Below are 11,981 nucleotides of genomic sequence, written 5' to 3' on the forward strand. Positions count from 1 at the left end.
TCAATGGATTTGCCTTTTTTGATTGTTGTGTGGATTTTACCGCTTGTTGGTGTGAAAACTGCTAATCGTCCCAATGTGGAACGCATTTCCGGATACATGCGGTCGAAAACTTATACTCGACTCGATGAAGCACCCACATGCGGTCGAAAATTGCTATTCAACCTGATGAAGCACCCACATGCGGTCGAAAACAAAAAACAACACAAAAAGCGCCGAATCACCGGCGCTCTTCATTAATCTTTCTTCATTTTTTTGACTTTCTCGGCATCCGGATCAACCAGTACTGTCGACTGTTCACTGTAAGTTACAAATCCTGGTTTAGTTCCCGGTATATTTTAACGTGTTTGATTTCTGTATAGTCGACGGGTACGCCTGCAGACTGGCCGGCTTTAGAATGGAATGCTGCCAGCATTGCCGCTTCAAGGATATCGTCTTCTGTTATCTCTGCAGCGTTATGTGCAATGACAACGTGTGATCCCGGTATGTCTTTCGTATGGAACCACAGATGATTGTTCTGTGCTTTTCGGTTTGTTAAATAGTCGTTCTGCTTGTTGTTTTTACCGACGAATACAGGCAGTCCAGCGGACGTTTCGAATTCGTGCAGCTGAATTTTATTCACTTTCTTTTTCTTTTTACCTCTGTTGCGTTCTTTAATTATTTTCTGTTCGATTAATTCCTGACGGACTTCTTCAACTTCGTCTGCTGTTGTAATATTTTCCATCTGATGCAGCAGATTGCTGAAGTATTCGACATCCATATGTGCCAGGCGCAGCTGTTCCTGTGCAATTTTTTCACGATTTTTCAACTTGTTGTACATATTGTAATAGCGCTGTGCATTACCGGCAGGGGAGAGCTGTTTATCGAGCGGAATTTCTATATTTTCATTTGTATAGTAATCCATCACGACTGCTGATTCCTGATAGTTTCCAATGTTATGCATATACGCAGTAATGAGCTCGCCGTATTTCTGATATTTATCTTTTTCCGCCGCTTCTTTTAAATCGGCTTTTAGATTCGTAATTTTACGGACTGTTTTATCGTGTTCACGTTCAATCACCTGCAGATAATCCGACGATTTCTGGCGGATTGCACTGATCTGGTAACGGCGGTGGTAATAGTCGTCCAGCAGCTGGCTGAGATTACCGTAGACTTTATCCGGTTCACCTAAATGAGTGAGCGGGGTAAAGTAAAATACCGGCTTTTTCAAGTCGTAATAGACTGCCTGAATATTGTCACTGTCTTTAAGCGTCTCTTTAATTGCAGGAACGATATTATCGATATTGAAATATTTTACACGTGATTCGACTTCATCGATAAATACCGGACTGAATCCTTCGATGTTCATTAAAATCTGCTTCTTCAGTCTGCCTGAATTAAAATCGATAAATTTCGGCAGTTCTTCGAGCGCTTCCGTTCTTGGATTTAATTTTTTATCTGTCGGCGGTCCTTCGTAAGTAAAGCCCGGCATGATCGTCCGCACGTTATTATTCGGTGTTAAATGTTTAATGCCGTCGATAATTTTATACTCTTTATCTGTTAAAATAATATTCGAATGGCGTCCCATAATTTCAAGTATTAATATGCGTTCAATATCGTCTCCGATATCGTTAATTGCGCGTATATGAATATGCACCTGGCGGTCATTGCCAAGCTGTTTAATTTCAGTAATAAAGCCGCCTTCGATATGTTTTCTTAAAATGCGTGAAAACATCGGCGGATCAAATGGAAATTCATATTTATGTTCTGTTAAATGGAAGCGGGCATACATCGGGTGGCTGCTTATTAGCAGCTGATGATTTTTTCCGCCTGCGCGCATTTTTAAAAGAAGAGATGAATTATCCATCTGCTGAATTTTATTTATTTTACCGCGCACTAAAAATTGCAGTTCATCTACGAGTGCGTGCGTAAAATTTCCGTCAAAAGCCATGGCGTATCCTCCTCAAAATGATTACATATTATTTTATCATGAATGTATATTTAATGTCCGCTTTAAGGATGAAATTTTATGCAATCTATGGTACATTAAGAAGTAATCAAAATTAGAAAGGTTACATTCTATGGTATCTGATAAAGGATTGCTCATCGTTCTCTCGGGGCCTTCGGGAGTTGGGAAAGGCACTGTTCGCAAAGCCATTTTCGATCACCCAGAGACGAATTTTAAATACTCAATTTCTATGACAACTAGACAGAAACGAGAAGGCGAACGTGATGGCATAGATTACTTTTTCAAGTCGCACGAAGAATTTGAAACGTTAATTGAACAGGATAAATTCATCGAGTATGCTGAATACGTAGGAAATTACTATGGCACACCAGTAGATTACGTGAAAGACACAATTGCAGATGGACACGACGTGTTTCTGGAAATTGAAGTCGAAGGCGCAAAGCAGGTCAGAGAAAAATTCCCGGACGCTTTGTTTATCTTCCTTGCTCCGCCGACACTGGCCCAGCTTGAAGAGCGTTTAATCGGTCGCGGTACAGATTCACAAGAAGTGATTAATTACCGTATTAAAGAAGCGAGACGTGAACTCAGCTTAATGAACTTATACGACTATGTCGTAATTAATGACGATGTTGATACGGCGCGTCAAAAAATTCAGTGTATTGTTGAGGCGAGTCACCTGGAACGCTCACGTGTGGAAAATAAGTTAAGAAAACTTTTACTGGAGGCAAATAATTAATGTTATACCCAGCTGGTCATGAACTTAAAAAAATGTCGATTCAAAGTACCTTGTAGTTACTATGGCGGCAAAACGCGCAAGACAATTGCAGGAACATCCTGAAGATCTAATATTGGATTCATATGTATCTAAAACTAACGTCGGCTATTCTTTAGAAGAAATAGCAGCCGGCAAAGTTACTGTACACAAATAAAAGAGAAATAATGATGCTGACAAGAAATTGTCAGCTTTTTTTGAAGAGGTGATTAATTTGGCAAATATTGTCCTCGGTGTGACGGGAGGAATCGCAAGTTATAAAGCGATTGATTTAACGAGTAAACTCATTCAATCCGGGCACGAAGTCCGCGTCGTATTAACAGACAACACGCTGGAGTTCGTAACTCCGCTCGCCTTTCAGGCAATCAGCAGAAACCACGTCTACACAAATACTTTTCTAGAAGAAGACCCAAGTAATATTGCACATATTAATATCGGAGAGTGGGCTGACATTATCGCAGTCGTCCCGGTAACAGCGAATACGATTGGTAAGTTTGCTAACGGAATCTACGATAATATGCTCTTAAATGTGCTTGCTGCAAATACGAAACCCGTTTTAATGGCACCGGCAATGAATGTGCACATGCTGCATCAGCCGTCAGTTCAGGAAAACATCGACAAACTGAGAGGCCAGGGTGTGGAGTTTATCGATTCGGAAACAGGTTTTCTTGCGTGCGGTTATAATGCAAAGGGGCGTCTTGCATCAGTTCCAGATATTATGGAAAAAATTAACGATATGCTGAACGAAAACAAAGAGCTCAGCGGAAAACGTGTTTTAGTTACTGCAGGTCCGACACGGGAACGACTTGACCCGATTCGCTACCTTTCTAATTTTTCGAGCGGAAAAATGGGCTACAGTATCGCAGACAGTTTTAAAAGACGCGGAGCTGAAGTAATCTTAGTCAGCGGGCCGACCAATCTGCCTGTACCTTCCGGTGTAACGCGTATTGATGTTGAATCGACAGCTGAAATGTTCGAGGTGGTTAAAGAACATATGGCTGCTGATATTGGTGTTTTTACGGCAGCAGTGTCCGACTTTACTGTTAAAGAACAGAGCGGACAAAAAATTAAAAAACAAGAGGGTAATGTGCCTTCGATAGAACTTGTAGAAAACAGGATATATTAAAATATGCCGGTCATAACAACAAAGATATGTACGTTGTCGGTTTTGCTGCAGAAACAGAAAATGTTGAAGCGTATGCACTCGGCAAACTGGAGTCTAAAAAAGCGGATGCGATTATAATGAACGATGTATCGGATACTTCTATCGGCATGAACAGCGATGACAATGAAGTTACAATTATATTTAAGGACGGCAGTAAAGTGCCGCTGCCTAAAATGGCTAAAACACTTCTCGCAGAAAAAATAGCAGATACGCTCACAGAACGGGTGATGCGCTGATGTATGCTACTGTTATCGTCGGTGTAAACAGTAAGGATGTCAACCGGCTGTTCGATTATAAAATACCTGCTCACCTGTCGAACGTCATTAAAGCCGGTCACCGTGTTTTCGTGCCGTTTGGCCCGAGACATGTACAGGCTTACGTGATGAGCATTCACGATAATACTGATATACCGGAAGGTAAGGTTAAGGAAATCGTTAAAGTGATGGATGTTGAACCGGTCTTAACAGAGGAACTGGTTGAGCTGGCAAAAAAGTTGGCAAATTATTATATCGAGCCGTATATTTCAGTAATCGAAACAATACTGCCGGTTGCACTGAAAACAAAATCGAAAAAAGTGCTGATGCTTGATGAAGATGCATCAAGTGAAGCTAAATTTATATATGAAAGCTACGCTGCAAACGGTGAACTCGAAACGAAGAGTTTATCTGCGAAAAATCTTGCAGTACTGCTGCCTTATATTGAGTCTGGAGATATTTATGAGGATATTCAGATTAAACAGCATACCCGGAAAAAAGTTCAAAAAGGTGTGCAATCACTGTATTTGAATAAAGCACCGCTTGAACGTGCACCGAAACAGTTTGAAGCACTTCAGGTCATTGAAGATTACAATGAACCGGTACTGCTTAAAGTACTGAAAGAACAGGGCTACTCAGAAGCAATTGTTCGTGAACTTGAGAAAAAAGGGTACGTAAAAAAACTGGATATGGTCGTCGAACGCGACCCGTACGAATCGAGAATATTTGAAGCGGATTATGAAAAAGAATTAACTGATGAGCAGGCTGCTGCTTTTAACAATATTAATAATGCCGTATTAAATAATGACAATGAAACATTTCTTTTGCATGGTATTACCGGCAGCGGAAAAACCGAAGTCTATTTACAGCTAATACAGACAGCGCTTAATACTGACCAGGATGCAATTATGCTGGTGCCAGAAATTGCGCTGACACCGCAAATGGTCAACAGATTTAAAGCTCGTTTCGGCGACGATGTTGCCGTACTGCACTCTGCATTGTCGCATGGTGAGAAGTACGATGAATGGCGTAAAATCCAAAGCGGCCGCGCACGGGTATCAGTCGGCGCACGCTCATCTATTTTTGCACCGTTTAAAGATATTGGTATTATTATTATCGATGAAGAGCATGAAACGACTTATAAACAATCAGAACGACCGATGTATCATGCAGCCGAAGTGGCAAAATTACGCGCGGACTTCCATAACTGTCCTGTCGTTTTAGGATCTGCAACACCCTCGCTTGAATCGTATGCGCGGAGCTCGAAGGAAGTGTACAAGCGCTTTGAGCTCACACATCGTCCGGGCATGCAGCCTTTGCCTAAAGCAGAAGTTGTTGATATGAGTGACGAACATAAAGACGGCAACTCTGGAATTTTATCGAGGAAACTGGAAGCTGCGATATACGACCGGCTGGAAAAAGGGGAACAGACAGTGCTGCTGCTAAACCGCAGAGGCTTCGCCAACTTCCAGATCTGCCAGAACTGCGGCCATGTGCCGAACTGTCCGAACTGTGATATTTCACTCACGTATCATAAAAACAACAGCAGCCTTTTATGCCATTACTGCAGCTATGAAGAACAGGTAACGAGAAAGTGTGCAGACTGCGGCTCTAATGATGTAACGTTCAGAGGAACGGGTACACAAAAAGTTGAAGAGATTTTACGGGATACATTTAACGTTGACATTATTAGAATGGATGTCGATACAACAAAGCATAAAGGCGCGCACGAACAGCTGCTAAACCGTTTTGAGCATGGAAAAGCACCGATACTTCTCGGTACGCAGATGATCGCAAAAGGTCTTGATTATCCGAACGTCACGCTAGTCGGAGTGCTGAACGCGGATACGATGTTAAATCTGCCGGACTTCAGGGCGAATGAACGGACCTTCCAGCTCTTAACACAAGTGGCCGGACGTGCCGGGCGTCACGAACTTCCGGGGGAAGTTATATTTCAGACGTATAATCCGGAGCACTACGCGATTACACTGGCAATGGATAATAATTATTCCGAGTTCTATGAAAAAGAAATGCAGTTCAGGAAATTTGCACGGTATTCTCCGTTCTATTTTCATATATTGTTTACAGTGTCATCTGAGCGTGTTAAGGATTGTCTTGATGCGACGACAGATATTCACAATACACTGGTTAAAAACGTGAGTGACAGCTGTATTATTATCGGTCCGTCACCAAGTCCAATCGAAAGAATTAAAAATAAAAACAGATTCCAGATTCTGCTTAAATATAAACGGGAGCCGGCATTGAAAGATGTACTGGATGCTCTCGATCAAAATATACACAGCTTTATAAGAAGACAGGATTGTCTTTAAAAATCGATGTCGATCCACAATATATTATGTAGGAGATTTAACATGACAAAAATTATCTTTATGGGTACACCGGATTTTTCTGTGCCGATATTAAAAGAACTTCATAAAGAATACGGTGTCGATCTGGTCATTTCACAGCCTGCAAGACCTGTCGGCCGAAAAAAAGTAATGACAGACCCGCCGGTTGCCGTTGCAGCAAAACTGCTCGGTATTGAGCTGTATCAGCCTGAAACGATGAAGAGTGAAGAAGCGCTTAAAATCGTAGCAGATATTGAGCCGGACCTGATTATTACGGCTGCATTCGGCCAGCTACTGCCGGAAAACATTTTAAATGTCCCGTCTAAAGGGTCGCTTAATGTTCATGCATCGCTGTTACCCAAACACCGCGGGGGTGCGCCGATTCACCGTGCGCTTATTAACGGCGATAAGGAAACGGGCGTAACGATAATGTATATGGCGAAAAAACTGGATGCGGGAGATATTATTGCCGCAAAGAGTATCCAAATTGAAGACAATGACAACACAGGTACACTGTTCGATAAACTCAGCAGAGTCGGAGCATCACTTCTGATGACAACACTGCCGGACATTATCGAAGGTACGAACAAACGCACGCCTCAAATTGAAAGTGAAGCAACTTTCAGTCCCAACATTTTAAAAACGGATGAAGTCATCAGCTTTAATAGACCGGCACGCGATGTATTTAATCATATACGCGGGCTTGCACCGTGGCCTGTCGGGCACACGATGCAGGATGGTAAACGTCTGAAAATATTTGCAGCAGAGCTGACAAATAAAACAGCTGATGCAGCACCGGGTACGATTACCGGAAAAAGTGACAACGGCTTTTTAGTCGCGGCGACGGACGGGCTCGTAAATATTACAGAAGTTCAGCTTGCCGGCAAGAAAAAAAATAATGCGCTTGATTTTATTAACAATAATAGTGATTTAATCGGCACGAAACTGGGTGAAGACGAATGACAGTGAGAGCACTGGCACTGGAATTATATGAAGATGTAATCGACAATAAAGCATACAGCAACATCGTTTTGAATGAAGCGCTCCGCTTTGAAGAATTAAATTCGCAGGATAAAGGTCTGCTGACTGAAATTCTATACGGTACGCTGCAGCATAAACTGACACTTGAATATTATGTAAGACCATTTGTAAAAACAAAATTACGCCGCTGGCAGCGTTATCTGCTGCTGATTTCAATTTATCAGCTGGAGTATCTCGACCGTGTACCTGATTTTGCCGTGATTAATGAAGCGGTTGAAATCGCCAAAGAACGCGGCGGGCTGCAGGCAGGTAAACAGATTAATGGTATATTGCGTGCTTACTTAAGAGGCGAAAGACCGAATATCGATGACATTAAAAATGATGCGGCACGTTTATCTGTGAAATACAGCATGCCTAAATGGCTGGTGAAGCATTGGTTTAAACATTACAGTACTGAAGAAACAGAGCGTATTATTTCATCGCTGAATGAAAAACCGCAAATGTACCTCCGGGTAAATAAAAAGCTGATCGACAGAGATAATTTAATTGAAATGCTTTTAAATGAAGGCTATGACGTCAGAGAATCCAATCTGCACCCGGATGCTATTGAATTTAACGGACAGAATATTACCCACAGTCAGTCTTATAAAGACGGTTTCTTTGCGATTCAGGATGTCTCTTCGATGTTTGTTAATCTGGCACTGGATCCGCTTGAAGACGACATACTGGATGTCTGCAGTGCACCGGGCGGCAAGGGTCTGCATGCACTTGAATCAATGGACAATGGCTCAGTAACTCTAGGAGACGTGCATGAACATAAAATTACATTAATAAATAACGAGGCTGCACGTTTGCAGCATACGAACTACGAAGCATTCGTTGCGGATGCTAAAACATACGATTACGGCCAGCAATTTGACCGTATTATCGTCGATGCACCATGTTCCGGTCTCGGTGTTGTTAAACGCAAGCCCGAAATTAAATACGAACGAAATGAAGAAAGTATTAACGAATTAGTTGAATTACAGCTCGATATTTTAGATAATGTTAAGAAATATCTGAAACCTAATGGCATATTAATTTATTCAACTTGCACCATTCATCAGCTGGAAAATGAAAATGTTGCTTATACATTTAAGAAAAATCACGATGACATTGAATTTGATGATTTTAGTATTCCGGCATTTAACTTTACGGGGCCATACAGACAAATCTTTCCGTATGAACATCACACAGACGGTTTTTTCATTGCGAGATTTAAAAAGTCTGACAGCTAATGCCACGGATAGGGGTTTAATCTTGAAAGTAACAGAAAAAAGTATTTGCGGTAATTACAGAGATATCAATGAAGATTTAACAGGGCATTTTTATAACCGTACTAATCAGCCGCTGCTTTTAATTGCAGACGGTATGGGCGGTCATCAGTACGGGGAAGTTGCGAGCAGGTTTGTTCACGATAAAGTAAAGAGCGCCTGGGAAGACAATAATCTGTTTAATATAGATGAAGCGGAACGTTTTCTCCGGGAACTCGTTATAAAGACGAATCATGAATTATGACTATCAGGATGAACACCCTGAATACAGAGGTATGGGTACAACACTTGTGCTCGTGGCAATTATCGAGTCGTCAATTCTCGTATTGAACGTTGGGGATTCACGTGCATACGTCATGAACAATCGTAAAATAGAACAGGTCACTGAAGATCATACTTTTGTGAACGTGCTCGTAGCAAGCGGAGAAATTACCGCGGAAGAAGCATTGACACATCCGCGCCGCAATTTAATTACGAAAGCGATGGGAACTGAAAAAGTAATTCAGGCTGATGTCTTTCGTCTTCGGGGACGCCAGCATGACTATATCGCGCTGGCAACCGATGGTCTGACAGATACTGTCAGACCTGACGAGATTCATCACCTGATGTACAGTACAAAACTGACACTGGAACAAAAAGCAGAAGAACTGATAAAAACTGCAGAAAATAAGTCACGCGACAATATCAGCGTCGTTCTAGCCGACTTGAAAGCAGGTGGGGGCGAGTGATTGGTAACGTAGTATCGGAACGTTATAAAATCTTGAAATACCTCGGGGGCGGTATGAGCTCCGTTTATCTGGCGACAGATATTATTTTAAACCGTGAAGTTGTCGTGAAGATGATTAAAGCAGATCCGGTAGATAAAGAAAAATCCGTGCGCCGTTTCCGGCGTGAAGTGGCAAGTACGATTCAGCTGTCTCATCCGAATATCGTCAGCGTGCTCGATGTGGACGAAACGGATGAGTATCACATACTCGTGACGGAAGTCGTTCATGGCCCTAATTTAAAAGAGCATATTTTAAATAACAATCCACTCGATATTGATGAAGTAATCAGTATTGCGATGATGACTCTTCGGGGAATAGAACATGCACATGACCGCGGTATTATTCATAGGATATTAAGCCGCAGAATATTCTTCTAGATACGAACGGCAGAGTGAAAATTACCGACTTCGGTATTGCGAAAGCACTGAGTGAAACACGTATGACGGAAACGAATCAGGTCATCGGTTCCGTGCAGTTATTTCTCCTGAACAGGCAAAAGGGCATAATACAGATGAACGCACTGATATTTACTCTTTTGGAGTGATGCTTTTGAACTTCTGACAGGGCATTTACCTTACGAAGCAGAAACTGCTGTATCAGTCGCACTGAAACATATATCAGAACCGTTTCCGGACATTTCCCGCTATCGCGATATTCCAGTCGGCTTAAAAAATATCGTGATGAAGTGTACAGAAAAAGAACCGCTGAACAGATACAGGCACGCGGATGATGTACTTTCTGCACTTGTTTACTATAAAGATGTTTCTGAACCGTATGTTACTGTTAAAAAAGATGAGCAGGAAAAAACAATGACTGCAGTGACGGCTGAAGAAAAATCGGCAGCTGAAAAGGAAGTAAAAGCTGTACCCCTCGGTACAAGAAGAAGAAAAAATAAATCCCGCCGCAGAGGAGCCGAAGAAAAAACGCCGTAAGTGGCCGTGGATACTATTTATTCTGTTTTTCCTTCTCGCTGCTGCGGCAATAATTGTCTACCTCTTGTGGCCGAGACAGTCGCCGACGGTCAATATAGAAAATATGCAGAATATGACAGTAGAAGAAGCGGAAGAATATCTGCTCTCAGAAGACCTCGTCACCGGCAATATCTCTGAAACATACCACGACAGCTTTGAAGAAGGCATAATTATTGAAACTTCACCTGTGTCGGGTGCTGAAGTCGAACGCGGCGGTACTGTGGATATGCTTGTCAGCCTCGGTGAAGAGCCGTATACGATGACTGATTATACCGGTGAGATGTATGAAGAGGTTGAGGCGGAACTTGAAGCGGCCGGGTTTACAAATATTGATTCAGAAGGACAGTACAGCGATCAGGCGCCAGGGACAATTCTCGACCAGGACGTTGCTGCAGGTGAAGAGTTATACCCTGACGGCTCGCCGATTACCTTTACGGTGTCGGACGGAGTTGAACCGATTCCGATTACGAATTACACAGGAACTCCTCTCGAAGCAGCAAGAACTGAGCTTGAGAGTCAGGGCTTTATCGTTAACGTCACGACAGAAGTCTACAGCAACGAAGTCGAGGAAGGTGCGATAGTGTCGCAAGATCCAAGTTACGGTGATTTCCTGCCGGGGTCCCAGATTAACGTTATCGTCTCACTGGGAGAAGAACCGCCGAATGAAACAACGTACCAGATTTCACTAAACATACCTTATCCGGAAGAAGATACAGCGGATAAACCAAGCAGTTCATCAAGCGAAGATAAAGAAGCTTCCAAGGCGGACTCAGACCCTGAACCGGTTGAAGCTGAGATTTTTATCGGAGATAAAGATAACGATATTAAAGAAGTTTCAGAAACAATCGAAATAACTGAAGATACGAACCATACAATTTCACTTATTTTACTTGAAGAAGAAGCCGGTCAATACCGCGTAGAGGTTGACGGAGAAGAAGTTATAAGCGAAACTGTAAATACGAGTAAATATTGGCATTGGCTTTGCTGTTTATATATAATGGTGAAGTACATTCGAATTGGAGGAATGAAAATGGCATCACTTAAGAGGGATAAAGGCCTGGATAACACTTTAAAATTGATGAAACAAGGATACCTTTATACAAAAAATCAGCGCGACGCGACCGTTTAAACACAACTGTGTTTGAAACTAAAGTTTTAGGCGGTAAACCATTCGCTGTAGTTACCGGAAAAGAAGGCGCAGAAATGTTCTACAACAACGATATTGTTCAGCGTGAGGGCATGCTGCCAAAACGTATCGTCAATACACTTTTCGGTAAAGGTGCCATCCACACAATTGATGGTAAGAAACACATCGACAGAAAAGCATTATTTATGAGTTTAATGACTGGGAAACCTGAACTACGTACGCGAATTAACACGTACATTATGGCAGGCAAATACTCAGCGTATGGAAAGCATGGATGAGGTAAATATTTATCGTGAATCTATCGTTCTTCTGACAAAA

Annotated in this window: 11 protein-coding genes and 3 pseudogenes; 13 read left to right on the forward strand and 1 reads right to left on the reverse strand. The window is 42.2% G+C overall.

The annotated features are described in order from the left end of the window. Positions 1-3 precede the first annotated feature (3 nt). Entirely contained in the window at positions 4-237 is a 234-nt protein-coding gene (locus tag G4D76_RS13330) for a hypothetical protein (protein WP_213810127.1), read from the forward strand. A gap of 67 nt (positions 238-304) precedes the next feature. Here the strand turns inward: G4D76_RS13330 and G4D76_RS13335 are convergent, their stop codons facing one another. Further along, the gene (locus tag G4D76_RS13335; RefSeq protein ID WP_250130012.1) at positions 305-1,927 is read right to left on the reverse strand and encodes an Rqc2 family fibronectin-binding protein; all 1,623 of its coding nucleotides are present in this window, start codon (positions 1,925-1,927) and stop codon (positions 305-307) included. 130 nt (positions 1,928-2,057) lie between these two features. On the opposite strand from G4D76_RS13335, the gene gmk reads away from it, so the two are divergent. The 12 genes and pseudogenes from gmk (at position 2,058) to G4D76_RS15585 (ending at position 11,941) form a co-directional block, all read left to right on the forward strand. Continuing rightward, positions 2,058-2,681: a guanylate kinase gene (gene gmk, locus G4D76_RS13340; RefSeq protein WP_026858448.1), complete on the forward strand. Its 624-nt coding sequence runs from the start codon at positions 2,058-2,060 to the stop codon at positions 2,679-2,681. Continuing rightward, a pseudogene (gene rpoZ, locus G4D76_RS13345) lies at positions 2,681-2,874 on the forward strand (DNA-directed RNA polymerase subunit omega). Before gmk ends, rpoZ begins: the two are co-directional and overlap by 1 nt. A 57-nt stretch (positions 2,875-2,931) precedes the next feature. Then, positions 2,932-4,118 (forward strand): annotated as a pseudogene (coaBC, locus tag G4D76_RS13350) (bifunctional phosphopantothenoylcysteine decarboxylase/phosphopantothenate--cysteine ligase CoaBC). Continuing rightward, positions 4,118-6,466: a primosomal protein N' gene (gene priA / locus G4D76_RS13355; protein WP_371814516.1), complete on the forward strand. Its 2,349-nt coding sequence runs from the start codon at positions 4,118-4,120 to the stop codon at positions 6,464-6,466. Before coaBC ends, priA begins: the two are co-directional and overlap by 1 nt. Before the next feature lie 42 nt (positions 6,467-6,508). Continuing rightward, positions 6,509-7,447, forward strand: a complete 939-nt coding sequence (fmt, locus tag G4D76_RS13360) for a methionyl-tRNA formyltransferase (protein WP_213810128.1) — start codon at positions 6,509-6,511, stop codon at positions 7,445-7,447. Then, a complete protein-coding gene (gene rsmB, locus G4D76_RS13365) occupies positions 7,444-8,742 on the forward strand; it encodes a 16S rRNA (cytosine(967)-C(5))-methyltransferase RsmB (RefSeq protein ID WP_213810129.1) in 1,299 nt (432 codons plus the stop codon). The genes fmt and rsmB overlap by 4 nt, the downstream gene beginning before the upstream one ends. Positions 8,743-8,764: 22 nt before the next feature. Further along, the gene (locus G4D76_RS15560) at positions 8,765-9,022 is read left to right on the forward strand and encodes a protein phosphatase 2C domain-containing protein (protein WP_250130013.1); all 258 of its coding nucleotides are present in this window, start codon (positions 8,765-8,767) and stop codon (positions 9,020-9,022) included. Further along, positions 9,012-9,506: a protein phosphatase 2C domain-containing protein gene (locus tag G4D76_RS15565; protein ID WP_250130014.1), complete on the forward strand. Its 495-nt coding sequence runs from the start codon at positions 9,012-9,014 to the stop codon at positions 9,504-9,506. Before G4D76_RS15560 ends, G4D76_RS15565 begins: the two co-directional genes overlap by 11 nt. A gap of 53 nt (positions 9,507-9,559) precedes the next feature. After that, a pseudogene (locus tag G4D76_RS16310) lies at positions 9,560-10,089 on the forward strand (protein kinase). 133 nt (positions 10,090-10,222) lie between these two features. Next, a complete protein-coding gene (locus G4D76_RS15575) occupies positions 10,223-10,477 on the forward strand; it encodes a hypothetical protein (protein WP_250130015.1) in 255 nt (84 codons plus the stop codon). A gap of 103 nt (positions 10,478-10,580) precedes the next feature. After that, the gene (locus tag G4D76_RS15580; protein WP_250130016.1) at positions 10,581-11,645 is read left to right on the forward strand and encodes a PASTA domain-containing protein; all 1,065 of its coding nucleotides are present in this window, start codon (positions 10,581-10,583) and stop codon (positions 11,643-11,645) included. Between the two features lie 8 nt (positions 11,646-11,653). After that, on the forward strand, positions 11,654-11,941 hold the full coding sequence (locus G4D76_RS15585; RefSeq protein ID WP_250130017.1) for a hypothetical protein: 288 nt from the start codon (positions 11,654-11,656) through the stop codon (positions 11,939-11,941). The last annotated feature ends 40 nt before the right edge of the window (positions 11,942-11,981 follow it).

Origin of the sequence: Jeotgalicoccus sp. WY2, assembly GCF_018437745.1 — a bacterium.
GTDB lineage: Bacteria > Bacillota > Bacilli > Staphylococcales > Salinicoccaceae > Jeotgalicoccus > Jeotgalicoccus psychrophilus.

Bases quoted from the DNA above. Each gene is read 5' to 3' on its own strand.
- G4D76_RS13330 (WP_213810127.1), top strand. From the start codon at position 4: ATGGATTTGCCTTTTTTGATTGTTGTGTGGATTTTACCGCTTGTTGGT.
- G4D76_RS13335 (WP_250130012.1), bottom strand. From the start codon at position 1,927: ATGGCTTTTGACGGAAATTTTACGCACGCACTCGTAGATGAACTGCAA.
- gmk (WP_026858448.1), top strand. From the start codon at position 2,058: ATGGTATCTGATAAAGGATTGCTCATCGTTCTCTCGGGGCCTTCGGGA.
- priA (WP_371814516.1), top strand. From the start codon at position 4,118: ATGTATGCTACTGTTATCGTCGGTGTAAACAGTAAGGATGTCAACCGG.
- fmt (WP_213810128.1), top strand. From the start codon at position 6,509: ATGACAAAAATTATCTTTATGGGTACACCGGATTTTTCTGTGCCGATA.
- rsmB (WP_213810129.1), top strand. From the start codon at position 7,444: ATGACAGTGAGAGCACTGGCACTGGAATTATATGAAGATGTAATCGAC.
- G4D76_RS15565 (WP_250130014.1), top strand. From the start codon at position 9,012: ATGAATTATGACTATCAGGATGAACACCCTGAATACAGAGGTATGGGT.
- G4D76_RS15580 (WP_250130016.1), top strand. From the start codon at position 10,581: ATGCAGAATATGACAGTAGAAGAAGCGGAAGAATATCTGCTCTCAGAA.